This window comes from Dyadobacter alkalitolerans DSM 23607, from assembly GCF_000428845.1.
GTDB lineage: Bacteria > Bacteroidota > Bacteroidia > Cytophagales > Spirosomataceae > Dyadobacter > Dyadobacter alkalitolerans.
Genome location: NZ_AUAS01000015.1, coordinates 24,457 through 49,334 on the forward strand (window position 1 = coordinate 24,457; position 24,878 = coordinate 49,334).

23 protein-coding genes are annotated in these 24,878 nt (G+C 47.1%); 14 read left to right on the top strand and 9 right to left on the bottom strand.

Annotated features, from left to right (window positions below; all coding sequences use genetic code 11):
- Positions 1 to 21: 21 nt before the first annotated feature.
- Together G395_RS0122120 and G395_RS32205 are read left to right on the top strand one after the other, a co-directional pair.
- The gene (locus tag G395_RS0122120) at positions 22 to 399 is read left to right on the top strand and encodes a VOC family protein (protein ID WP_026632077.1); all 378 of its coding nucleotides are present in this window, start codon (positions 22 to 24) and stop codon (positions 397 to 399) included.
- Between the two features lie 12 nt (positions 400 to 411).
- Entirely contained in the window at positions 412 to 585 is a 174-nt protein-coding gene (locus G395_RS32205) for a hypothetical protein (protein ID WP_157486773.1), read from the top strand.
- Between the two features lie 4 nt (positions 586 to 589).
- Here the strand turns inward: G395_RS32205 and G395_RS0122130 are convergent, their stop codons facing one another.
- Positions 590 to 1,573: a GlxA family transcriptional regulator gene (locus tag G395_RS0122130; RefSeq protein ID WP_026632078.1), complete on the bottom strand. Its 984-nt coding sequence runs from the start codon at positions 1,571 to 1,573 to the stop codon at positions 590 to 592.
- A 114-nt stretch (positions 1,574 to 1,687) separates the two neighbouring features.
- On the opposite strand from G395_RS0122130, the gene G395_RS0122135 reads away from it, so the two are divergent.
- The 7 genes from G395_RS0122135 to G395_RS0122175 all read left to right on the top strand — a co-directional run bounded on the left by G395_RS0122135 (position 1,688) and on the right by G395_RS0122175 (position 7,477).
- A complete protein-coding gene (locus tag G395_RS0122135; RefSeq protein WP_026632079.1) occupies positions 1,688 to 1,918 on the top strand; it encodes a hypothetical protein in 231 nt (76 codons plus the stop codon).
- Positions 1,919 to 2,129: 211 nt separating this feature from the next.
- Positions 2,130 to 2,663, top strand: coding sequence for an SRPBCC family protein (locus G395_RS0122140; protein WP_026632080.1), 534 nt, complete (start codon positions 2,130 to 2,132; stop codon positions 2,661 to 2,663).
- Between the two features lie 41 nt (positions 2,664 to 2,704).
- Positions 2,705 to 3,670 (top strand): DinB family protein, encoded by a 966-nt coding sequence (locus tag G395_RS32790; RefSeq protein ID WP_229204254.1) that lies wholly within the window; start codon positions 2,705 to 2,707, stop codon positions 3,668 to 3,670.
- A gap of 53 nt (positions 3,671 to 3,723) precedes the next feature.
- The gene (locus tag G395_RS0122155; RefSeq protein WP_026632081.1) at positions 3,724 to 4,209 is read left to right on the top strand and encodes a peroxiredoxin family protein; all 486 of its coding nucleotides are present in this window, start codon (positions 3,724 to 3,726) and stop codon (positions 4,207 to 4,209) included.
- 86 nt (positions 4,210 to 4,295) lie between these two features.
- A complete protein-coding gene (locus G395_RS0122165) occupies positions 4,296 to 5,516 on the top strand; it encodes an esterase (protein WP_026632082.1) in 1,221 nt (406 codons plus the stop codon).
- 24 nt (positions 5,517 to 5,540) lie between these two features.
- The gene (locus G395_RS0122170; protein WP_026632083.1) at positions 5,541 to 7,253 is read left to right on the top strand and encodes a GMC oxidoreductase; all 1,713 of its coding nucleotides are present in this window, start codon (positions 5,541 to 5,543) and stop codon (positions 7,251 to 7,253) included.
- A gap of 35 nt (positions 7,254 to 7,288) precedes the next feature.
- Positions 7,289 to 7,477 (top strand): hypothetical protein, encoded by a 189-nt coding sequence (locus G395_RS0122175; protein WP_026632084.1) that lies wholly within the window; start codon positions 7,289 to 7,291, stop codon positions 7,475 to 7,477.
- A 28-nt stretch (positions 7,478 to 7,505) separates the two neighbouring features.
- Here G395_RS0122175 and G395_RS0122180 read toward each other — a convergent pair whose 3' ends face one another.
- Positions 7,506 to 7,706 carry a KTSC domain-containing protein gene (locus tag G395_RS0122180; RefSeq protein WP_026632085.1) on the bottom strand — a complete coding sequence of 67 codons (201 nt, stop codon included), beginning with the start codon at positions 7,704 to 7,706 and terminating at the stop codon, positions 7,506 to 7,508.
- A 12-nt stretch (positions 7,707 to 7,718) separates the two neighbouring features.
- Positions 7,719 to 8,402, bottom strand: coding sequence for a lipid-binding SYLF domain-containing protein (locus G395_RS0122185; RefSeq protein ID WP_026632086.1), 684 nt, complete (start codon positions 8,400 to 8,402; stop codon positions 7,719 to 7,721).
- A gap of 218 nt (positions 8,403 to 8,620) precedes the next feature.
- Here G395_RS0122185 and G395_RS0122190 point away from each other — a divergent pair, with 218 nt between their 5' ends.
- Positions 8,621 to 9,100, top strand: a complete 480-nt coding sequence (locus G395_RS0122190) for a Dps family protein (RefSeq protein ID WP_026632087.1) — start codon at positions 8,621 to 8,623, stop codon at positions 9,098 to 9,100.
- Positions 9,101 to 9,204: 104 nt separating this feature from the next.
- Complete coding sequence (locus tag G395_RS0122195; RefSeq protein ID WP_026632088.1) at positions 9,205 to 10,530, top strand: cytochrome P450; 1,326 nt, start codon at positions 9,205 to 9,207, stop codon at positions 10,528 to 10,530.
- 65 nt (positions 10,531 to 10,595) lie between these two features.
- On the opposite strand, the gene G395_RS0122200 is transcribed toward G395_RS0122195, so the two are convergent.
- The 4 genes from G395_RS0122200 to G395_RS0122215 form a co-directional block, all read right to left on the bottom strand.
- Positions 10,596 to 11,546: a metallophosphoesterase gene (locus tag G395_RS0122200; protein WP_026632089.1), complete on the bottom strand. Its 951-nt coding sequence runs from the start codon at positions 11,544 to 11,546 to the stop codon at positions 10,596 to 10,598.
- The gene (locus G395_RS0122205; protein ID WP_051350297.1) at positions 11,518 to 12,279 is read right to left on the bottom strand and encodes a 5'-nucleotidase C-terminal domain-containing protein; all 762 of its coding nucleotides are present in this window, start codon (positions 12,277 to 12,279) and stop codon (positions 11,518 to 11,520) included. The genes G395_RS0122200 and G395_RS0122205 overlap by 29 nt, the downstream gene beginning before the upstream one ends.
- 100 nt (positions 12,280 to 12,379) lie before the next feature.
- On the bottom strand, positions 12,380 to 13,969 hold the full coding sequence (locus tag G395_RS0122210; RefSeq protein ID WP_026632091.1) for a RagB/SusD family nutrient uptake outer membrane protein: 1,590 nt from the start codon (positions 13,967 to 13,969) through the stop codon (positions 12,380 to 12,382).
- A gap of 22 nt (positions 13,970 to 13,991) precedes the next feature.
- On the bottom strand, positions 13,992 to 17,699 hold the full coding sequence (locus tag G395_RS0122215) for a SusC/RagA family TonB-linked outer membrane protein (protein ID WP_026632092.1): 3,708 nt from the start codon (positions 17,697 to 17,699) through the stop codon (positions 13,992 to 13,994).
- A gap of 322 nt (positions 17,700 to 18,021) precedes the next feature.
- On the opposite strand from G395_RS0122215, the gene G395_RS0122220 reads away from it, so the two are divergent.
- Entirely contained in the window at positions 18,022 to 18,417 is a 396-nt protein-coding gene (locus G395_RS0122220; RefSeq protein WP_026632093.1) for a hypothetical protein, read from the top strand.
- Positions 18,418 to 18,509: 92 nt separating this feature from the next.
- Here G395_RS0122220 and G395_RS0122225 read toward each other — a convergent pair whose 3' ends face one another.
- The gene (locus tag G395_RS0122225; protein WP_084439770.1) at positions 18,510 to 20,657 is read right to left on the bottom strand and encodes a M43 family zinc metalloprotease; all 2,148 of its coding nucleotides are present in this window, start codon (positions 20,655 to 20,657) and stop codon (positions 18,510 to 18,512) included.
- Between the two features lie 154 nt (positions 20,658 to 20,811).
- Between G395_RS0122225 and dinB the strand changes: the two genes are divergently transcribed.
- Positions 20,812 to 21,918, top strand: a complete 1,107-nt coding sequence (gene dinB, locus G395_RS0122230) for a DNA polymerase IV (protein WP_026632095.1) — start codon at positions 20,812 to 20,814, stop codon at positions 21,916 to 21,918.
- Positions 21,919 to 21,929: 11 nt separating this feature from the next.
- Here dinB and G395_RS0122235 read toward each other — a convergent pair whose 3' ends face one another.
- The gene (locus tag G395_RS0122235) at positions 21,930 to 23,114 is read right to left on the bottom strand and encodes a putative sensor domain DACNV-containing protein (RefSeq protein WP_211237795.1); all 1,185 of its coding nucleotides are present in this window, start codon (positions 23,112 to 23,114) and stop codon (positions 21,930 to 21,932) included.
- A 739-nt stretch (positions 23,115 to 23,853) separates the two neighbouring features.
- Between G395_RS0122235 and G395_RS0122245 the strand changes: the two genes are divergently transcribed.
- Entirely contained in the window at positions 23,854 to 24,837 is a 984-nt protein-coding gene (locus G395_RS0122245; RefSeq protein WP_026632098.1) for a glycosyltransferase family 2 protein, read from the top strand.
- Positions 24,838 to 24,878: the final 41 nt, after the last annotated feature.

The following is a 24,878-nucleotide window of genomic DNA, read 5'->3' on the forward strand; positions in this document are numbered from 1 at the left end:
CTTCAACAAAACCTAGAAATCATGTTTAGAGAAACAAAAGCATTCAGTGGATTTTCCGTGGACGATCTGCAAAAAGCTAAGGCTTTTTATGGAAATGTCCTGAGCATTGACCTCTCCGAAGTGGAAGAAATGGGACTGCTGCAACTCCACATTGCGGGCAGCAACGACGTGATCTTGTATGAAAAACCAAATCACACGCCTGCTACATTCACCGTCCTCAACTTCCCGGTTAACGACATTGACAAAGCCGTAAGTGACCTGAAAGCACTGGGTGTAACATTTGAAAGCTACGATTTTCCCGGGCTGAAAACCGATGAAAACAACATTAGCCGCGGGAAGCCTTCCGTAGCCTGGTTCACGGATCCTGCCGGAAATATCCTGTCGGTTTTACAAGGGTAACATTCGGAACGCGTGCTAGCGCCTGTGATGGATGGCTTCGCGGCTTCCGTGACGGTTGGTAAACAGCCGGCTTGTCTCACCAAGGCATATACCTTTGGAAAAGCGGTCGTTGCGAAATCCAATGGCACATTTGACACGATGGAAGTTACTGGTAAAACCAATGTGGTCAGCGCCGAATTGCAATAAGCGATCAGGCGCTGATCTGGCTTTTGTTGTATTTGTTGCGATATTCAACCGGGGATAAGCCGGTGATTTTCTTGAATGTGCTGCGGAAGGCTTTGGTGTCCGTATAACCCACTTCGTACATGAGTTCAGTCACATTTTTCCGGCTCACTTCGAAGCTTTTCTTAGCCGCTTCGATCTTCACGCGCTGAATGTATTCCACAATCGAATTGGAAGTGGCTTTCTTGAATCTGCGTTCAAAACTCCGGCGACCGATCGCGAACATCTCGGAAAGCTGATCGACCGTGATTTTATCCTGAAAACTCCTTTCTATAAATTCCTGCGCTTTCCTTACTTCGACATCTTCATGCTCTTTCTGGCCCGTGAACATAATGAAAGACGACTGCGTATTGCGGTCAATTTCGATCATGAAAAATTTGGTCGTGTAAATCGCCATCTGCCGGTCCACATATTTCTCGACGAGATAAACCAGCAGATTCCAGAACGTATTTGCGCCGCCGCTGGTATACACGCCGTTTTCGTCGGTGATAATGCGGTTATCCATCAGGTTCACTTCGGGAAACATATTTTTAAAATCCGAAGCTGACATCCAGTGCGTTGTGCAGCTTTTGCCGTTCAACATGCCGGTGGCGGCGAGCAGAAACGCGCCTACACAAAGGCTTGCCACTTCCGCACCGTTCTCATGCTGCTCAATGATCCACGGAAAAAAAGCCTTATTCATATCAATCACACTTTCACGATCACCATTAACAGCAGGAATGATGACCAGATCGGTTTTTTTCAGATCATGAATCGTCACATCCGGGACCACTGTAAAAACGCCGCTATACTTCCGGGGATCAGCGGTCATGCCCACCAGCTGAACATCAAAGGCCGGCCAGCGGCCCATAGCCGCCAGGAAGTCGTTCACGAAATTAAAAAACTTGAAAGGCCCCTCAATGGTCCCGAGCGCAGCATCGCCCTGTGGAACAAGAACTGATATATGCTTCATATTTTCAAAAATAACAAAATACGTTGTCGCATTCAATAGGTATGCGGCTTCCCGTCAGTAGTCTAAGGATGAAAGCAACTTATGGTGATAACTTAACCATTCAATCCAATCTCCATGCCGACTATTATTTACGACGAAAAACAAAAAAAAGCGATCAACCTCGATAATGTTGACACCCTCAAGCTAGACGGCAGCGGCGCCGAGTTCCACATTGTATTCCAAAAACAAATCACGGTAAAAGACAGCTACATGTCCACCACCCTCGACAGATGGGTCTACACCACCGAGCACGAGCGGGATAGTGTGTTCAGGTCGATAGTGGATAGCTATGGGTATCGGGTTTGAGGAAGCCATTCAATCGGATTCCTTCATTAGCAATATGAAATTGTAGTTATACTGGATATTAAACAGTGCCTTGTAATTTCCAACAATTACGAGGCATAATCTTTGTCGCGTTCGGCCCCTGCATTTGACATATTCACCCCCCGGGGGATTGGGAAAAGACTTGTAGGTTTGTTACATCTTATTGCTGACCGGAACCTTAACCTCTGACCCGATGAAAATTATCCTAACAATTCTTGCAGTGGTGGTTGGCCTCGTTGTCTTGCTGCTGGTCGTAGCGCTATTTGTCAAAAATGAATACGAGGTGCGCCGGGAGATAACGATTAACAGACCGAAAGGACGGGTTTATGATTATATCAAATTTCTGAAAAACCAGGACAATTACAGCAAGTGGGTGATGGCCGATCCGGGTATGAAGAAGATTTACGCCGGCGTCGACGGGACGGTCGGTTTTAAATATGCGTGGGACAGTAAGGATAAGAATGTCGGTGCCGGTGAACAGGAAATTATGAAGCTTGCGGAAGGCGAGCTTGTAAATATTGAAGTCCGTTTTGTACGGCCATTTGAAGGAGTCGGGCTGGCAACGATGACGACCACGCCGGTTGCTGATGATCAAACCAGAGTAAGCTGGGGCATGACCGGGAAAAGTAAATATCCCATGAACATTACCAACCTTTTTATCGATGGAATCCTTGGTAAAGACCTGGAATCCAGTTTGAAAAACCTGAAAACTATCCTTGAAAAATAGTCTGCAAAGCAAACATCATTCAACAAATAAATTCAGGAACCATGGAAATTATGCTCATTAAGAGGTCGATTGAAGTGAATGCGCCTAAGGAAAGCGTTTGGGAAACCATTATTTCAAACAATAAAAACAAGATCTGGTTCAACGCATTCAGCGATGGAACGCAGGCCCAAACGGATTGGCAGACTGGCAGTAAAGCCATTTTTGCAGATGCGTCTAAAAATGGAATTATTGGCGTGATTAAGGTGAATAAGCCTGCCGAAGAGCTGGTTATAGAATACAATGGCGTCCTCAATGACGGCGTGGAAAATTATGAGACCGAAGAGGCACAAGGCATGAACGGCTTTCAGGAAATTTACCGTCTTAAAGAAGAAAATGGCCTTACACGCATGGATATGCAATGTGATATGGGCGCCGATTATTTTGAAATGATGTCCGATGCCTGGGACCATGCACTGGTCATTATCAAAGAATTAGCAGAAACGGACACAAGTGCGACTGCGCTGCTGGATCAGTTGGATAACACAACTAAGAATTTCCGCGAAGCGATTGAATCATTTGAGGAAGATGAAATCAATGAAGTGCCATTTGAAGGAAGCTGGACGGCGGGGCAGGTTGTAGAGCACATTCTGAAATCGGAAAGCGGTTTGCCGCAGGTGCTATTAGGTGACATTGCCGAAACCAAAAGATCTGTGGACGCTAACATTCCCGAAATTGAAAACATCTTTCTGGACTTTTCAACGAAGCTGAAAGCGCCGGAATTCAATGTTCCCTCCGACGGACCGCATAACAAAACTGAACTGCTAGAAGCATTTACAAAAGAGCGAGAAGATATCCGGAAAGTGGCGGCGGAACAGGATCTTCGGCTTACAGCAAATGCCTTTGAATTTCCGGGAGTCGGCACATTAACCCGCTGGGAATGGCTGAACTTTGTGGTTTGTCATTCGAAAAGACACATTCATCAACTGACAAATATTCGCAAAAAACTTAGCGAAAAGGTAGCGGGATAAAACAGCAAACATTAATAACTTGCGGATTCTTCATTCAAAAAGAATTCAGTTTTATGTTCCGGAAAATAATTCCCGTCATTCTCTTCGTTTTTGCGAGCAGTTTCGCCTTTTCACAGTCTGTCCTGGCCGATAAGAAGATCGCGCCTTTTCAGATAAAATTAACCAACGGGCAGCAGTATACTGCATCGCAGCTTGCGGCTGGCCCGGTGGTTTTGATCTACTTTTCACCCGATTGCGAACATTGCCAGGATTTTACGAAAGACATGCTCAAAAATTACAGCGTCTTTGCCAACAAGCAGGTTGTGATGGTCACTTTCCAGTCAATGGAAATGCTGAAACCTTTTGTTGCACAGCATAAGCTGAGCACTTATCCTAACATTAAGGTCGGCACGGAGGGATATTCGTACACGGTTCAGCGCTATTACCAGATCAAGTCGTTCCCTTACATTGCAATTTATAACAAAGCAGGTAAGCTGGTACAGACATTTGAAGGCGAGCAGCCGCATCAGAACATCTTTAATGCAGTAAAAAAAATCTGATTTCATTGCAGTGACCGGGTAATCTTGCAGAATCGCCGTCTTTATTCAGGATAGCAGCATAATGTTGCAGGCGAAACACTTTCAGCATGACACAAGATTACCTAAAATACTGGCCCGGTGCTTGTTACCGGGCCGCGATAATGCTCCTGCTCGCAGCCCCGGGCACATTTGCACAGCAGGCTAATGTGAACCTGGACTGGAATCCCCAAAAGAACACCCAGCAACTTAACCCTTACGGCGGAAATGTGATTTCGCCCGATGTTGCAGACGATCACACCATTACATTCCGGATAAAAGCGCCTAATGCGCATAAGGTTGAACTGACAGGCGGCCCTATTCTCCTGGCGCTGAAAGCGAAGGGCCCTGTGCCGCTCATAAAAGGCAGCGACAGCACCTGGACACTGAAAGTCGGGCCGGTTAAGCCTAATATTTATGTTTACAGGTTACTTATCGATGGCGTTCCCGTTGCTGATCCGAACAATACATTCACAGGAACTTCCAACCAGCCCGGTTACAGCAATGTGATCGTTCACGACAACAAGCCCTCCTATTACGATGCCAAAAACGTCCCGCATAGCAACATTACACGGCATATCTACCATTCCGATGTACTAAACGGCGAACGTGAAATGTATGTGTACACGCCGCCGGGATACGATTCCAGAAAGAAATACCCGGTGCTTTATCTCATGGGCGGCAGCGGCGAGCTGGCATCCGGCTGGATGTTGGACGGACGTGCCAATTTCATCGCGGACAACCTGCTGGCGGAAGGCAAAATTGTGCCGATGATCATTGCCATGCCCAACAACCAGGTCCTTCATCGGAGCGACCCAAAGCATCTTGAAAAAACTTATGTCCTGTTTGAAGAAGAATTAAGGAAGCATATCGTTCCGTATGTGGACAAAGCATACAGCACTATTGCCGATCGGAAATCACGTGCAATCTCGGGCTTGTCCATGGGTGGGCGTCACACGCAGGCAGTGGGTTTCAAGGCGTTGGACTTGTTCAGTTCATTTGGGATTATGAGCGCGGGCGATTTGGATCCGGAGAAGTTGAACCCGGCATTTTTCAGTGATACTAAAATAAAGGATAAAGTGGATTACTTGCTGGTAGGCCTGGGAAGCGGTGAGTTGGATTTTGTAGGAAAGCGCTCGGAAGCAACGCATAGGGCTCTGGAAAAAGCAAGCATTCAGCACGATTATTACATTGGCGGCGAGGGCGCGCACGACTGGGGAACCTGGCGAATGTTGTTGAATGACAAATTACTGCCCAATCTTTGGCGAAAATCCTCGCCTAAGACCAAATAAAAAGCATTCAGATATTTTACGATTATGTCAAATTTCAATATCGATTCGGTTAAGCAGCGGACCTTCGATGCCATTGTGGTGGGAACGGGGATTAGTGGTGGATGGGCAGCCAAGGAGCTTACGGAAAAGGGCTTAAAGACATTGATCCTCGATCGTGGGAAAGATGTAAAACACATTGTGGACTACCCTACTGCCAACATGCAGCCCTGGGAATTCGAGCACCGCGGTCAGCCTTCCCTCGCGATCAGGCAGGCAAACCCGATGGCCAGCAAGCATTATATTTTCAAGGAAGACGCCATGCATTTCGTGGTGAAAGACGCGGAACATCCTTACGTGCAGGACAAACCTTTCGACTGGATGCGCGGATATCAAGTGGGCGGCAGGTCACTTTTGTGGGCGAGGCAAACGCAGCGCTGGTCTGACTTTGATTTTGAAGGACCAGCAAGGGACGGTTTCGGCGTCGACTGGCCCATCCGCTATGCGGACATTGCACCCTGGTATAGTTACGTTGAGAAATTTGCAGGGATTTCCGGCAACAAAGATAATTTACCGCAATTACCTGACGGTGAATTTCTTAAACCCCATGAAATGTCTTGTGTAGAGAAACATTTCAGCGATCAGACAGCCAAAAATTACAACAATACGCGTCCCATCATCATCGGCCGCGTGGCGCATATCAGCGATCCGCAGCCCATTCATACCGAGCAGGGCCGTGCCAAATGTCAGCATAGGACAATGTGCCAGCGCGGATGTCCGTTTGGCGGGTATTTCAGTTCTAATTCGTCCACATTGCCATGGGCTGAAAAGACGGGAAACCTAACATTGCAACCGCATTCCGTGGTGCACTCCATTATCTATGATGAAAAGAAGAAGCGGGCGACAGGCGTGCGTGTGGTGGATGCATTGACCAAAGAAATGACGGAATATTATGCCAAAATCATTTTCGTAAATGCATCAGCCATCAACTCGAACCTGATCCTGCTTAATTCTATCTCCAATCGTTTCCCTACTGGATTTGGCAATGACAATGGTCTGCTGGGGAAATTCATCGGTTTCCACAATTACAGAGGCCGCGTGAGCGCAGAATTTGACGGTTACCACGACCGGACAGTCGAAGGACGGCGCCCTAATGGTGCTTACATCCCGCGTTTCAGGAATGTTTTCAAACAGGAAACGGATTTCCTTCGTGGTTATGCCACATCTTTTTCGGCTTCCAAAATGGGCGCAAAATCCGATGAACTGGGTGAATCATTGAAAGAAAGCCTCTTCAAGCCAGACGACAGCGGATGGAGCCTGGGCGCGCAAATGATGGGTGAAACGCTGCCTAAGGAGACGAATTTTGTAAGTCTTCACAAAACTTTGAAGGACGACTGGGGCATTCCACAGCTAAGAATGCACGTGGAATTCGACGATAATGATATGAAAATGGTTAAAGATTTTTACAACGAGCTCAGCGAAATGCTTGAAAAATCTGGTTTTTCAAATATTAAAACTTCCGATACAAACCGCAACCCAGGCAGTGAAAACCACGAAATGGGTGGCGTAAGGATGGGTAATGATCCAAAAACTTCCATGCTTAATAAATGGAACCAGATGCACGCATGCCCTAATGTGATCGTCACCGACGGCGCGTGTATGACGTCCACATCCACACAAAATCCGTCACTGACCTATATGGCATTAACGGCAAGGGCCGTAGACCACGCGGTGAGCGAAATGAAAAAAGGGAACATTTGATACATTATATTTGCCCCTTGAACATAAAGTAAACGATGGCGGTACAAAAATTTTTTGATGGCACACGTGTCAAAATCAAGGGCAGTAAGGACATTTGGGTGATCATCAACCACGAGTCGATACAGAAGGGTGCTACGGTGAAAATAACCGGTAAAGTGAAGTGCAGAAATGAAAAAACGGGAGAGGTGAAGTTTTGCAACGAGAAGAATTGCGAGATCCCGTGACATTGTCAGACTGAGTAATCGTTAATTATCAGTCATTTACCTTTTCAAATTCATAATTGTTTTTGATATGATTATTTAAAAATGTCCCTTTGGATCCTGAGTTCTTCATGGCCTGGTACACTTCCAAAGGAACATTTTTATAATTATATACCATCCCAGAAACATACACAATCCGCAACGTTTCGGTATCTCCGTCGTATATCATTTTTGCGACAACAGAAGATGGCATGGCAAATCAATGTTAGTTTAAATCATCAAGCTTGTCTTTCAGATCTGAAACCGGTTTTGAAGAGATCCTGGATGACGTGAAAATCGTGTTGGCGCTGTCCGTATTTCCGTAAAAAGCAGTGTTTGCCTTGGCATCCACAGACAGTGCAGCACCATTGATCGTCACACCTGCGAACAATCCTTTGCTTCTCGAATAAGAATAAACTTCCGCTTCCAGCTTATAATCCGTGCTCGCCGAAGAACTTCTTCCCATCGGACCAGCGGCAACAGAAAGGTCCCCGCCTAATGTGAAGCTTCCTTTTCCGATCTCAGTTAATGTTTTGCTGTTCTTGAAAATCAGAACAAGATCAACAGCCTGAACACCGATCTGCGCGCCTACACTGCCGCCTGTAATGGTAACAAACACCGGGTCACTCCATTCGCCTTTCGCATTTTTTACCATCGCTATGCCCTTACCATGCTTTCCGCCCACCATCAGGCCAGCATTGATTAGTTTCGGGACGATAATGATCCCTTTTGAAATGTCCAGCAATTGCGCCGGAATGCTTTCCTCCATGCTGCTGAAATCATCCAGCACAGTAACTGCCGCCCTGATCTTGTCCTCTTCCTTTCCCTGTGCCCGAAGGCTTGTGACACTTCCTGACAATGTAAAAACCAGGGCCAGAACGCTGAGCAATTTGAAATTTTTCGTAATCATATTTGTAATTAAATTGTGGACTATAAACGGAGATGCCCGTCTGACGCGTATTGAACGAGCAACTTTCAACTATCGTGCCTGCAAGTGAAAAAAACACCGAAATTGGCCACCCTTCCCCATTTTTTAAACATAAACCGTCTTTTACGTATATATGTGAAACTAAATGATGGTGGTATGGTTTTGTTATAAATCAGAATCAACATTAATCCAAAAAAATCATGAATGCCGAAGCGATAAGCCTGAATGAGAAAGAAGTAAAACCTGTGGTAGACCTTCTGAACGATTACCTGGCCAATTACCACATTCACTATCAGAAATTAAGAGGGTGCCACTGGAATATCAAAGGCCAGAACTTCTTCACCCTTCACGTAAAATTCGAAGAACTTTATACCAACGCACAGCTGACCATCGACGAGATTGCAGAACGCGTATTGACATTAGGCAAGCCGCCACACAGCCGTTTTGCAGATTATATCAAAGAATCTTCAATTCAGGAGATCGACACCATCGGCATGTCTGACCTGGATATGGTGGAAGCATTGCTGGATGATATGGCAAAGCTGATCGAATTGGAGCGCTACTTGCTGATTGCCAGCGATGAAGCGGGCGACGACGGGACCAATGATATGGTGAATCGCTTTATGCAGTTCAAGGAAAAAAACACCTGGATGCTGCGCTCTTTCGCGGGTAAAAAGTAAGCAGAACCAGCTGTTCAAGCGAATGTTACGAAACCATCCTTGATAAGGATGGTTTTTTTATGCCTTAATGACTTATTTGCATAAATTCTCTGTTGATTCCAGCCATGCGTAACATTCCCGTTTACAAGCTTGGAAGGCTGGGCATTATGGCCCCTTTCAAATTTGCCAAAAACCCTTTGCATTTCCTCCACCAGGGATTCGACGCCTGTGGCGATACATTTAAGATGAAGCTGTTCCGTGAATTTGTCGTGACCCGTGACCCAGGCTTTTTCAGGCACGTTTTGCAGCAGCATAACCGTAACTTCAAAAAGGGAAGTTCTTCAAAAATGTTACGTCCGGTGCTGGGGAACGGGCTGGTTACGAGTGATGGTGATTTTTGGTTAAGACAAAGAAGGCTGGTGCAACCCGCATTCCATCGCGAAAGATTGCAGGAGTTATTCCTTGCTATGGGCGTTCTGACAGCTTCTTTTCTGGATGAAATGGAAGTTGTTCGCGGGAAAGATGCCGTAGACATTGATGCCAAAATGATGGGCATAACGTCCGATATCGCGCTCAAAACGCTTTTTGGAAATATGACCACGGAGGACAAAGCGCGGATTTACCAGCAGGTAAACCGGACGCAGAAATATCTGGTAACAAGGGTCCGCAAGCCATACCGCGTTCCCATCATGGCCATTAATGGTGAAAACCGTCGTTTTGAAACCGATCTGTCTTATTTCAACAAACTGGTTTTTGAATTCATACACCAACGGCGCATTTCGGGCGAAAGGCCGAATGACCTGCTCCAACTTTTATTGGACAGCATTGACGAAGAAACCGGCGAGCAGATGAATGATCAGCAGATCCGGGACGAGGCGATTACCATGTTTGCAGCCGGCCATGAAACGTCCGCAACGGGGTTAAGCTGGCTGCTACTCGAACTAGCTAAGCAACCCGAAATTGTGGCGAAGATCAGGCAGGAAAGTGTCATTTTTGATAATGTGCCCACTTTTAACCAGCTCATGCAAATGCCTTATACCAGGCAGGTTGTGGAGGAAGGCCTGAGACTTTACCCGCCCGCGTGGACCATGACGCGTGAAGCAACGGTGGATCAGGTAATAGAAGGTTTTGATGTAAAATCCGGGACTTCCGTTTTCCTGTCGGTTTTCGAGCTCCACCGGAATCCGAACCTCTGGAAAGATCCGTTGACATTCGACCCTGAAAATTTTAATGCCGACAATGTGAAGGAAAGGCCGAAATTCAATTACCTGCCTTTCGGAGCGGGACCAAGGATTTGTATCGGGCAGCAGTTTGCCATGATGGAAATGCAGCTTATCCTTGCCGCCTTGCTCAAACGATTTGATTTTGAGGCTGATCCGTCCCACCCGGTTGGTATGCATCCGCAGATTGTTTTGAAGTCCACAAACGGAATCAAACTATTCGTAAGATAAAAGGACTGATCATCTCACTGGTGGTGATCCTGACCCGACTTCATATGCAATAAATGTGCGGCTGCCTACACAAGTCCATGCCCATGCACCGGATAAACGGCCGAAACCATTTTCTTACTTTTCGATTCCCTGTCAAAATAATAATCCAGGCGCCCGAGGTTAATACCCGCAAAGCCGACCTGATTAATGGTCGTAACCTTGCCGTCCAGGTTCATTACATCTTCGGGAAGTTTCATGAATGTATGCGTGTGTCCGCCAACGATGAGGTCAATGTTCCGGGTGGACTTGGCCAGGATCTGGTCGGAAACTTTGTTGTCCTTGTATTTATAACCCAGGTGCGAAAGGCATATGACCAGGTCGCAATCCTTGTCATTTTTCAGCAATGATGCCGTTTCATTGGCTTTGCTGATTGGATCCAGATATTCAGTGTCGCCGTAGTTCTTCTTATTTACCAAACCATTTAACTCAATCCCTAACCCGAAAACCCCGATTTGCAAACCTTGTTTTACAAATATTTTGTAAGGCTGCGTTTTGCCTTGGAGCTCTGTATTGTCAAAATTATAATTGCTGACCAGGATAGGGAATTTGGCATGCGGAAGTTGTTTTACAAAGCCGGCAATGCCATTGTCGAAATCGTGGTTTCCCATGGTGGCGGCATCATAACCCATGTCGCTCATGATCTGCAATTCCAGCTCGCCTCCATACAGATTGAAATAAGGCGTGCCCTGAAAAATGTCGCCTGCATCGAGTAAAAGGACATTTCGCTGCTCCTGCCGGATCTTCTTCACCAAAGCAGCCCGGCGCGCAACGCCTCCTAACCCCTGGTTCCGCGAGCCATCCATTGGAAACGGTTCTATGCGGCTATGCACATCGTTGGTATGCAAAATAGTAAGTCGCACCGCAGCATCGCGGGCGAAAGATTCAAACGGATTTCCCAGCGCGAATAGAGCCGCTGTGCCTGCACTTTTTTTCAGGAAATCCCTTCGGCTATTCTTTGATAATGACAATTCTTCCATCGAGCTGAGCGGTTATTTTCTTCCCCTGACGGGTCAGGTCATTGATGTTATCCAAAAGCGCTTCACGCACTTTTTTGTTAATTTCTTTTCTTTCAATCGGGTTACGCAGACATTCCAGGTCATCGCCGCCGTCTGCCAGATAATCGTAGGTGAGCAGGTTATAGGTTTTAGTTATATCAAAAGGCTCTCCACCAATGGTCACGTCGTAAGCCACGCCGTTCCTGATCTTCATCCGCATTCCGGAAATCGGCTCGCCCTCCTTTTTTACAATAAAATCAATGACTTGCTGCACATTTTCTCCGGATAATTTCAGGGTAACCATTTCATTTTCAAACGGCATCAGTTCAAATACATTCGAAACCGTAATATCGCCTTCCGGAAAAGTGGTTCGTAATCCGCCCTTAGTAGATAATGTGAATTGAATGGTCGGATCTTTTTTTAATCCCTCGGTAAGCATTGCATCGGCAAAATAGTTGCCCATGAGAGTTTCCGGATCAGCAGGTTTGGTCAGCGCCTGAGCTGTCTGGCCGATGACTTTGCTCATTTCCGCCTGCATTTTAGCCTTATAAGGAAGATAATATTTTACAACGGAAGAGTCCTCAGCTGTCTGATTATCAACCGCGTATTGCTTGTATTCATTTTTGGTAACAGCTAAATGTTGCTGGCAGGATGATAGGAAGGCAAAGGCAATGGTCCAGGCCAGGGATGTAATTTGTAGCGGAGACAGGGTCATAATGCTATTTGTTGCGTTTACAAAAATAGCGAGGAATTTATGAAAAGAGACTTCCCGGCGAACCAGAAAGTCTCTTTAAATTAGTTGGTTTTGTGAAATCTTACCAGCCGTCGTTCTGTCTCAGGTTTGGATTCGCATCAATTTGCGACTGCGGGATCGGATATAATTCCAGCCTGGGAGAATATGGGATCAGTATATTGTCCACGATCTGATCTTCGGACATGGCGGCGATTTCCTGCTGCAATGTCCCCCACCTGCGAATGTCAAAAACGGTTGTCATTTCGCCAGTAAGCTCCAACCGCCGTTCGGTCCGGATAGCAGTGCGAAGAGCCGCAGCCGCCGTTGCTTTTGAAGGCGTAGCCTTTGCGCGGGCGCGAACCCGGTTCAGGATCGGCAATGCCTGCGCCGTTTTGCCTGTTTCGAGCAATGCTTCTGCATAGCACAGCAACACATCCGAAAAACGCAATTCAATAAGGTCAGCGCTGTATCCCTGCACCGCGGCGCCGGCAGGCCGTGCCACCCTTGCCAGCTTACCATAGGCAATGCCGTATTTGAAGTCGTCATGCGCCAGGGAAGCTTTGGTGCGCTTGATCACGTAGTTGCCGATCTCATGATTATAAATAATGCTATCCCCCTCTTCCGCCCCTGCCCTGGCGCCGCCTTTGAAAACGTATCTGTCCACAAGCGTGAATGGCCTGCGCGTATCTGTTTTTTCAAACAATTGATAAAAATCATAAGTCAAACCGTAATTCGTCTGCTCATCGCCATTGACCAGCCCTGAGGGGAAAAGATTGAAAGGAAGAATGTTCCCGTTCGGGTTCGACGAATTGACAAAATAGCCAAAGGAAAGCACGATCTCCCGGTTGCGTTCATTGTCCAGCGAAAACACCTCAGCAAAATCCGGAATGAGTTCAAAATCAAACTTCTCCTCGTTCGCCGGACCTACTATCTCGCTGAACTTGTCAACCGCCTTCTGGTAATTTTCCGTCCTGTTCAGCGGTTTCCCCGCCATAGTCAGATAAACTTTACCTAACATTGCCTTAGCAGTTCCCGCAGACACGCGTCCGAGCTCGGCACCGCCGCGTGAATCTGGTAAATTGGCTTCTGCAAAGGTCAGATCAGCGATAATTGCCTCATAAACAGCCACATCTGTTTCTTTCGGTGCAAAAATCAAATTTTCATCAGATAAAGAATTAATTTCTTTCAAAAGCAAAGGCACACCGCCAAACAGCCTTACAAGGTTAAAATAAGCATAAGCCCTCAGGAAGCGCGCCTCGGCAATGTACGGATCGGCTTCCTCTTCTTCGCCCGGAACAGCCCTGGCCGCATTGTCGATAACCGTATTTGCCCTGAAAATAATCTTATAAAACCGTGACCAAACCGCCTCGAAAGCACCGGAAGTAGAAACATGCCCGAACCGATAATAAGGGTCCGAACCAGAGCCCAAAATGCCGGCAGTGGCATAGCGATGTCCCGATTCTGTGAGGATAAACCGGCTCGAAATATCTGAAAAATCGGGCGCCGTCCAGGCCTGGTAAACGCCTATGGTTGCCTGATTGAGGCCATCTTCGTCTTTAAATACAACCTCTTTACTCAACGATGAATATGGAGATTCCTCCAAGTTGTCTTTGCAGGAAACAATGCCCAGTGCAAGGACAAGCATTGCCGTAACTTTTATATGGTATTTCATATTGATAATGCTTTGATCTGAATTAGAAATTGCAGGAAATGCCAATGGTGTACGAACGTTGAGACGGATAAGCGCCGTAATCAATGCCCTGTTGCAGCAGCGACTGTGCATAGGAACTCACCTCAGGATCAAAACCGGTATATTTTGTTGCCGTCCAGATATTGGTCCCAGTCACGAACAAGCGCGGATTTTGCACCGGCCCTAACCTTGGGAAAGTGTACGAAAGGCTGAGCATTTTTAATCTGATAAAACTGCCATCTTCCAGCATTGTGGAGTTAATGTCCCCCGAAGCAATCCCGCGCTGAATACCCGGATATTTTACATTATTATGCGGGTTTGATTCGGTATAGCGGTTGTTGTACCAATCCTCAGATTGATTGAATCCTACGCCACCGTAATCAACCACACCATTATTAATGTAAAAATTGGTAAGATTCAGGACATCATTCCCAACAGACCCCGTAAAGAGTGCATTCACTGAGAAGTTGCGCCAGGTCAGATCATTGCTCCAACCGAACGTAAAGTCGGGCGTTGATTTACCCAACACGATCCGGTCATCGGCAGTGATAATGTTATCGCCGTTTATATCTTCGTAAATCCAGGCACCGTAAAGCGGTGTGCCTTTTGAACCCGGAGGACGCGGTCCTTCAAATGTCGGGAAAGTAGGATTTCCGTTGCTATCGAAGGAGGAAGTCTGCGTCAAACCCGACACGCGGAAGCCGAAAAAGCGCCCTACTTCCTCACCCGGCGTAAGTATACCCGAAACGCCTCCAAGCAAGTTTCCATTGATGCTCACATAATCAGGCTGTGTACGATCTCCCAGATCAACCAATGTGTTTATATTGCGCGAAAGATTCAAACGGGAAGAGAATGTTATATTTTTCTTCTGGATAATGTTTGCTTGAATGCTAAGCTCCACCCCGCGATTACGCATAGTCCCGTAGTTATCGATGATTGTCCCCACACCCGATTGCGTAGGCACTTTCCTGGGTTGCAGCAGATCTGACGTTACTTTATTGTAATAATCAAAACTGAAAACCAATCTGTCGCGCGCTGCATTAAAATCAGCTCCGATGTTAAACTGGCGCGTGCGTTCCCAGGTTAGGTTTGGATTAGCGATGGAGTTCGGATAAATGCCCGTATTGATTACGCTGCCGTCGCCGCCCGGTCCCATTTCATAAAATCCGCTCGTGTATTGGGATAATGAAGAATAAGGGCCGATGGCCTGGCTTCCCGTTTCACCGAATGAAGCCCGAAGCTTTGTGTTGGACACAAATGTTACGCCCTTCATAAACTCCTCCTGTTCCAGGTTCCACGCGAGCGCTACGGATGGAAACACGCCATATTTATTGTTGGCAGCGAAAGCCGAAGCACCATCGATCCTTACGGAAGTGTTTAACACATATTTTCCTTTATAAGTATAATTGGCGCGAAGAAAACCTGACTGTAATATCCGCTGCTCTTTAAAGGAACCGATGCCCTGCGATTGCGCACTTCCAATGTTGTCGACACCGAAAAACGGAACATCAAAACCGGAATAGTTAGTGCTGACGAATTCAACAGTCTGGTCGTTATATTCCACACCCAATGTCGAATTCAGGTAGTGATCTTTCTTGAATGTCTTTTCATACTGAAAGTAACCATTGACATTATAGCTGTATGTGTTGGATGTGTTGTTGCTACCACGACCTTTGACCTGATTTCCATCGGCTGTGCTGGGTGGTAGAAATACATTTCTGCGCGTCAGATTCTGGTTACCGCCCAGGCTGACCACAAGCTGCAAACCATCCGCGAGCTTGAAGTAATTTTCAATGTTAAGAACCGAATAATCGTTCTGCGTAACATCGTGCTTGGCCATTAGCTCATTCACTGGATTGGCAAAATAGTAACCCTGATAGTTCGGAATCCCCAGGCTGTTGTTGCCCAGATAATCCACTGCAAGCGTTGGAGCAGCACGGAGGCCGTCCATAAGCCCACCCGAGTTGGGCCAAGCGCGCGAGGCGGTCACGGCGCGGTTCGACTTCTGCCTGGTGAAAGCAACCTGGCCTTTTACATTATACCAATCGTTGATCTCATTATTGAGGTTCACCCTCAAGCTGGCCCTGTTGTTATTGGAATTGATGATCGTTCCTTTTTCTCTCAGAAAGTTTCCGGATATGTAATAGGAAGATTTCGGGCTGCCGCCGGAAAGGCTTAGCGTAATGTCTTCACGGAAGCTGGGCTGCGTTACTGCCTCTACCCAATCGGTGTTTGTAAGTGCGCTATCCAGATTTTCAAATGGTGCCTGGCGGCCGGAAATGATATAACTCTCATTGATGGTTTCCGCATATTGCCGCGAATTCATCATTTTGATCGGATTGGCAATCGTTCCGAAAGAGGTTTTATTCACCAGTTCTACACGGCCTTCGCCACGCTTACCTGATTTTGTAGTGATCAAGACAACCCCGTTAGCGCCCCTGGAACCGTAAATGGCCGTTGCCGATGCATCTTTCAGGATTTCCATGCTTTCAATGTCATTGGGGTTAATGCCGTACAGACCATTTTGAGAATAAGCGCCCGTAAAGTTTGCGCCTGCTTCGCGGTAAGGAGGCATAGGAAAGCCATCGATCACATATAAAGGTTCGTTATTGCCGCTCAATGAGTTATTTCCCCGTATCCTCACCACAGTGGACGCTCCCGGTTCACCAGATGACTCCACCACCGAAACACCCGTGGTGCGACCTTGCAATGCCTGATCCACTGTATTCACAACAGCCGATTTATATTCCTGGGACGAAACCCTGGAAGTCGAGCTTGCCAGATCGCGCTTGCTTTGGGCTCCATAGCCTACCACAACCACTTCATTCAGGGCTTTGGCTTCGGGAACCAGCTGCACATTAAACTTCGCCTGGTTTCCTACCGGGACTTCTTTCGTTGCAAAACCGATAAAAGTGAAGACAAGAATGGCTCCCTTAGCAGGCACCTTCATCTCAAATGTCCCTTCCGGACTTGTTTCGGAAACGATTTCGGTTCCTTTCACGAGGACCCTGACACCGGGCAATCCAAGGCCTTTCTCATCAACAACTTTCCCTGAAACGGGCTTGGCGTCGGCACCTAACTGCGGTCCAGCCTGTGGATTAGGATTCAGGTTCAGCGAATCCGGCTGAGTTGAGACTGGTTGTCCGGCGGCGGGTTGTACGGCGGTTGGCTGCGCAGCTGCGGGTTGTGCGGCAGCGGGTTGTGCTGGCTGGGTCGCGGGTTGCTGCGCGGGAACATTGCCAACCGGGGTCTGCTGTTTTGTGCTGTCGGGTTTCGCGGCTCCCGTCGCCGGAGTAGATTGTGGCTGGGCCGCACTCGGCTGGGCCGCATTAGGCTGGGCCGCACCCGGCTGGGCCGTAGAATCAGGCTTCGCTGCTGGTTTAACTAGCGGGTCAAAATTTTGAGTAGGCTTTACCAGCGGGGCTGCGGAATTAGTATCAGTAGATGTTTTTGTCTTTGGGAGAGTATCGGTTGCGGGTTTTGTCGGCGCTGCTTGTGCTGGTGCCGCGGGAGTGGCGGGTGGCGATTGTGCCGGAATGGGTTGTGCTGCGGGCTTGGGCAGGGAATCTTTTTTAGCGGAATCGGGCGTCACCTGCTGCGCATAGGTGCTTGTAATTGCGAGCAGGCAAAACAAAAGCAAGACCCGACCCCTCTGAAAAATGAGATTGCCCGTGCCAGGCTCCACCTCACCTAATCGTTGAGTTGTTTGCATAAATTTATCGTTTGGCTAAGTGATAGGACAGAGTCCTGAAATGAAATACGTATAGTGCACGACAAAAATCATACCGCTATGTTTCCAGCGGTGATAACGGCGATTGACACGTGCTAACCTTCACAAGTATATGTAAGCAGGGGTTACAAAAAAATGGCGCAGATTTCCGGCTAGAATATTTTTTTTATTTCCAAATTAATTCGCGATCGGAAGCGATTATTTTTGGAAACATGCACGTTAAGATTACATTTGTCAAAATGCCCATAACTCCTGGGATTGAGATTTGCTTTATAAAAAGGAGTGCAAGAAACTAAATACAACCATGAGCCAGGAACAACTGCTGACCGCCGATTATATTGATTCTCAGATAGGAAATGTAATCGAATATTATATCCGCTGGGATTTTGAAGAAGATCCCTTTTTCGGAAAAGCAAGGATAAAAGGCTTGGTAGATGATGACTTTGGCAAGTTGAAAATAATCTGTGACGTGATTGAAGGAAGCGATCTGGAACTGGCCTACGAAGAAGAAGAAGTGTTCATGTTTTCCGACAACCACCCGATCTATGCCGGAACATTGCCCGAAATATATTCTGCCAACTGGGTAAGCACCGATGGCAAGAAGAAAAAACAGATCTTCATTTCCCCGCCCAACGAGAATGCAAAAGAGTTTGCGATCGCGCAGACAAACAGCAAAGTTGTTGTAAAAAGGATTTATTAATTATTTAAAATCAAAATCGGCTTAACCTTTCTGTAACAAGCGGTTAAGCCGATTTTTTTATGTCATTGAATGTGAAATTCAATGACCCGTTTCTAGTTTTTGACAATCTTCTTCGTGAGCACGCGATCTGTAAATTCTGCTTTAACAATGTACAACCCGCTCGCATAATTCGTTAGGTCGAAGTCGTACACATTGCTGCTTACTTCCCCGGTTATCTGCTGCTCCGCGATTTTATGTCCTGAAACATTATAGATGGATACAGACCTTAATCCTTCGGGCTGCGGATAAAACTGTACTGAGACTTTTCCACTCGTCGGGTTTGGCGTTACCAGGAACCCGGCTTCTTTCAGATTCGGATTAATGGTTACCGTCCGGATATTGATATCATCCAGGAATATATCATTTTCGTTTCCGTTTGAGTTAACAAATGCGATGAGCACTTCGCCCTGGTTGATGAAACTGGTAATGTTGATCTCTTCACTGCGCCATTCATTGGCGGTAGGCCTGAATGCAGTCCGCGTGGCGGCGGTCCGGGTTACCAGCGAAGGTCCCCATTTCTTATATAGGCTGGTGTAAGTCTGCCCGCAATCGGTGCTGACCATTACTTGCAATGTATCCCAGACATTGCCTTCAACCGTTGAATTGGTATAGGTCGCCGCCGCCAGCTGAAATGATACATAAGCCGAATCTGTGCCCGCAATGTTGACGGCTGGAGATCTCAGGTAATCGCGCTCGCCAATAGCCTCGTTGCCAAAGTTGGAGATCTTTACAGATGCAGCGCCGGTTTTGGCCGCGGTTGTCGTTTTCTCCCAGGTCGTGCCTGCGTCTTCATTCACAATATCCCAGCCTTGTGGCGGGAATAAGCTTTCGAAGCCTTCCACAACCGGTGCAGCGAACGGTTCATAATATATAAACGCTAAACTTTGCTCGTCATTGGCCGTATTCTCATCCGTAGCTCCGTTCGGGTTGGAAGTGGTGATGGAAAGGATATGGTTTCCTTCCACGGTAGACAGTGCACCCAGATTTACAGTAGTTTCTTCAAATGTTGCCAATGAACCCGTCCACCTGAAAGTCTGCACGGTGCCGTTGTCAATCACTGCATTAATGTTCACCGAAGTAAGCGTTTCATTTCCCCGGTTTTCCAGCACGACCTGAGGTGTTAATGAATTGGCGCAAATCCGCTGGTCAGGCCGGGTGATGGCTTTCAGGGAAGCGTCTTTGTTTTTCAGGTTCAACGGCGTGCACGCATCCGAGCTTGCCAGGGATAACCGGGACAGGTTAAATGATTCATCCATCCTCACCACTTGCCCTTTGGTAAACATAATCAGGCAGTTGTCGGCAGTATAATCCATGTAATTCTTATACATGATGCCCGGCGCGGTCTGGGTACAATTGTCTGTCCGGATGCCTGATGGACATGCGCCTGTGCTGTTGCCCTGGTTTGGCGTATCGTCCACCTCGTCTGTCCCGTTGCAGCCGCCATTGTCGTCGCCCCATATGTGATATAGATTGAAAAAATGTCCCAGCTCGTGTGTCAGGGTTTTTCCGGCATTATAACCGGCTACATTTCCACCTGGTAAGCTGCCAAAGTCAATCACCACGCCTTGTTCATCGGGCACGCCGTCATCCGGGAATGTGGCATATCCCAATGTTCCGCCCGAGAGGTCGCAGATCCAGATATTCAAGTAACGATCTGTGTCCCAAGCCGTAGCGCCACCTGTTTCAGCATGTTTTACCAAATTCGTGGTATAGTCAAAATTCGCACGGGAAGTCGGGTAACGCTCGATCCCGGTTGTAGGTGTTTCATTGGGTGTACGCTGCGCCAGACAGAACTGGATTCCCGACTGCCCGAACAGCGCCCTGAAATGAGACGGAACCCGGCTTGCGCTTCCGTTAATACCTGCATAATCTGCATTAATCGTGTCAAGCTGCGCCAGGATCTGTTCATCGGTGATGAGTGACTGCCTGTTTGATACTACATGAAAAACCACAGGAATAGTAACATTCGCTGTGGTTTTTAAAGACTTTCCTGTCACATTCCGCTGCCGGATCGCTTGTTTGAGGCGCAGCTCCCGCTGGTCAAACATGATTTTGAGTGCCGGCTGCCGGGTGAAGCGCATATTGAGTAAATCCATGGTGCTGCATCTATCCTGCGCGCGTACGTAAACGCTCTGGGTAAGTAAAAATGCAATCAGCAGGCTGGTAACAATGTATTTTAATCGCAGTAAAAAGTATCGCATCGGGGAAATTCCGGAAATCAGATTGAAATGAAAAAACTGGTTTGTAATAAAAGCAACACCGGTTCATGAATACTTACGTAAAAAAACCAGCAAGTGATGCGAATTCTTAGTTATTTAATTTGTTTTACCTAAAATCATACCCGCCAATCTGATCATGTCAGAACCTGCTATTTCACCGGTGCGCAAGATAATCCATATTGATATGGATGCCTTTTACGCGTCCGTTGAGCAGCGCGACTTTCCGGAATACCGGGGTAAGCCGCTGGCTGTCGGGGGCTCGCCTACGGGCCGCGGTGTGGTGGCCACAGCCAGTTATGAGGCCCGGAAATTCGGAGTAAGGTCGGCTATGTCCTCGCGCAAGGCCATCCAGCTGTGTCCCGGCATCATCTTCGTTCGGCCGCGTTTTGAGGTTTACAAAGCCGTTTCGACGCATATCAGGGAGATTTTCTCACGCTACACCGATCTGATCGAGCCACTTTCGCTGGATGAAGCATTTTTGGATGTTACAGAGGACAAGCTGGGCATCGGCTCGGCCCTGGATATTGCGGAACAGATCAAAACAGCAATTAAAACGGAGCTCAACCTGACCGCCTCTGCCGGGATCTCGGTCAATAAATTCGTGGCAAAAATCGCGTCGGACATTAATAAACCCGACGGTCTGACATTCATAGGGCCTTCCAAAGTGGAAGCATTTATCAATGCATTACCGGTGGAAAAATTCTTCGGAGTAGGCAAAGTCACAGCCGATAAGATGAAGCGGATGCAGCTTTTTACAGGTGCTGATCTCAAAAAATTACCTGAAAACGAGCTGGTCCGGCATTTCGGAAAAACAGGACATTTCTTTTACAAGATCGTAAGGGGAATTGATAACCGCGAAGTGCAAACAGAACGGGAAACCAAGTCGCTGGGTGCGGAAGATACATTCATGTACGACCTCTCCACCATTGACGAAATGCATAAGGAGCTGGATAAGATCGGCGTTACGGTTTTCAACCGGTTGCAGAAAAAACAGCTCAAAGGCCGCACCATCACATTGAAAATAAAGTACAGCGACTTCACCCAGATCACCCGGAACCATTCATTCGGCTCGCCCGTGGACGATCTGGACATTATCCTTGAAACGGCAAAAGATCTGCTGGCGAAAGTAGACCTGGAAGAAAAATCAGTGCGCCTGCTGGGCATTTCGCTGTCCAACTTCGGGGAGCTGGAAGTCCGGTCGAGAAGAGCAAAAGACTCAGGCCAGCTCGAATTATTCGGCTGACCTGAATCGTATTATAGCAGCAATGCGTCGACCCGGTGGGCCTGCACTTTTCCTTCACAAGGAGCCCAGGAAAAAATCGTAAAGCGTCCATCCTGCGACGCAACAAGCGCAATAGCATCCCGCTGATCGTACACGAATTGTGCTGCCGACAAGTGCCTTGTGCCTCCATGCTGCACCGGGTGCATCACCTGGCCCACGTTCCCTATAACGGGCTCCGTCACCAGCATTTCCTCCACCGGCCGACCTTCCGCAGTCCGCCCGATCTTGGCTCCGAAAGCCAGCAATTCATATTTATCGTTAATGATCGTCGCGCCGTCCACGGCGGTCAACCCGGCCAGGCCGTTAATAGCCGAGCTCAATTGCGACTGCCAACCGATCGGGTTGGGATCTTCAATGTATTTTCTGTTCAGTTCGGCTAGTTCGGAAAATGACGGTTGAACGTGATAGGTAATCGGGTGAATGATGGATTTTCTCCAATCGTCCTTTCCGTTGGGCACCACCAGTAAAATGCCTCCCCGCTCATGGGCGCGCATGGAAACCGCCAGCTGCACCAGCAGGTTAAGCGAATCGCTCCACAATGTCGAAGACGTAAATCCGATCATGGAATTAATAACCGAAGGACAATCACGCGCCCTGCCGCTATTCTCGTCCACAATTTTCACCTGATCGCCCTTCAAAACCGCAACATTGACAAACTTGCCAAAGCCATCTACCCGCCTGTGCTTGATCACGAGCATCCCCGGCTCCACCACTTCGAGCACAAAACACAGCCCAGGGATGACCCTTGTGGTTCCCCAGATGCACAGCTCATTGCCCTCCATCCAAACACCCAGATGGATCCCCGAGCGTTCCACCGCGGGAGCAAGCTTGGTAAGCGTGTTGGCTGATAATGTGAGCCTTTCGCTGAAAATCAGGGGGCTTTCGGCATCTTCGGGCGGCAGGAATGCTATGGAAACTTTGGGGGAACGCCCCTCTTCCCTCCGCAGGCTCGCCCAGAAAGTTGTATCAATAATGGTTTCAATGGTCCGGGCGTCGGGCTTAGGCGCCAGTTCCTGATCGTAATGGCTCCGTACGGATTCGTGGTGGCGCTCGAAATGGCTTTCGACCAGACTGGCCACACCCCGTGCCGGCTTATACGTTGTGGCGGGAACAGGATCGCCGACAATCATGTTAGTTCCAAGGTTATTCATCTTCATGCACGGTCACTTAAAATTTTTTGCTGCTGCCAGCGTTCTCATGGGAGTTGCTTCCTGGCAACAGAACGCAGAGTTAAGATAGCAACAAAGAGAAGTGATAAAAAGTTGGATGCTCAATAAGTGCGTATTTTTTTTCACATACTAAGAATTTTTTTTAGCCAAAATGCGGCATAGTTAAAGGCGAGTATGAGGCTCTTTCAGCCGCTTAATAATTGGCGATTATGTTTTTTTGACAAATTCTTGCAATTCGATTCCAACCATTTTTAAACTTCTTACGTCGTATAAAACGAAGCTTGAAAGGTAGAAAACGATATTTCGGCTATGAAAATAAAAACAATGGAATCGATGAATGATCTTGGAAAAAACATATCTTGCCTGCATCAAATTAACCAAAATACGTGTATAGATACACGAAATGATAATATTCACATTAACTCTAAGCAAAATGCCTGGAAAAGCTAAGTAAAAAACATTTATTTCCACCAGCATCTGCATTTACTATTCCCTCTTCACCCTTATAAAATTCGGAAACAAAGAACACAGGACCCGGAGTCCTCTAATGACTCTGTGCGCTTGCAAAAATAAGCCGGATCGTTTTCCGGCGGGCAATGCAGGTTCTGAAAGTAAGTAAGTGGTTCAATAATTGATGATTGATGCCAGTAAATCTGAAACTAAGGATTTTAATTAAACAGACAACTATCGGGTAAACCATATACTCTACACTTAAATTGTAAGATTGATGAAAAGCATCTCGGTAGTAATTCCGAATTACAACGGAAAGCATTTATTCGAAAAATATTTCGAGAATAATTACAAAATTCTCAACACCCTAGGCACAAAGGTCCAAATTATAATCGTTGATGACGCTTCCAGTGACGATTCAGTAGCATATCTGGAAGAACATTACGGGAACGACATTACCATTATCCGGAAGGAAAAGAACTCAGGATTTTCTCACACCTGCAACCTGGGCATTCAAAAGGCCACCAACGATCTCATTTTCCTGCTTAATACAGACGTTACGCTCGAAGAAGGTTATTTTGAAAAACTTTATAAATACTTCGAACTGGAAGACACTTTCGGTGTAATGGGACGCATTATCGGTATGGAAGACGACAACATCCTGGATGCTGCACGTTCGCCGAAGATCCTGGGAAGGAAGATCAAACCAAGCAACTTCTTTTATCTGAAAGATTCCGATACGCTGACACCGACATTCTATCTCTCCGGCGCCATTGCTTTAATGGACACCAGGAAGCTGAAAGCGATCAATGGTTTCAATGAAATGTTCAATCCTTATTACGGCGAAGACCAGGAAATGTCGATCCGTGCGTGGAGACTGGGTTGGAAATGCTATTATGAGCACAATGCAGTTTGCCGCCACGAGGTTTCTGCGAGCACCAAGGGCCATAAGGACAATTATTCTGTCAAAAGGATCTATTTCAGGAACCGTTACTACATGCATCACCTGCATTTGCACGGCATCGACCTGAACCTGTATCATATGCAGGTCATTCTGAGCGACGTGCTCCCCAGCATCATTACACTTCAATTCTATAAAGCACAGGCCTATCTTGACTTCCTGCGTAATATGAACGAACTTTCAGTGAAGAAAACCGCGTTCAAAACCCAGATGAAACATCATAAATCCAACATCGGGATCAATGACGTCATTGAAAACATTAAAATGATGCTCAAATACAAGCAGGTCGTAAAATTATAGTTATTGTCAGCGATTTAAAGCGATAAGCATTAATTTGCACC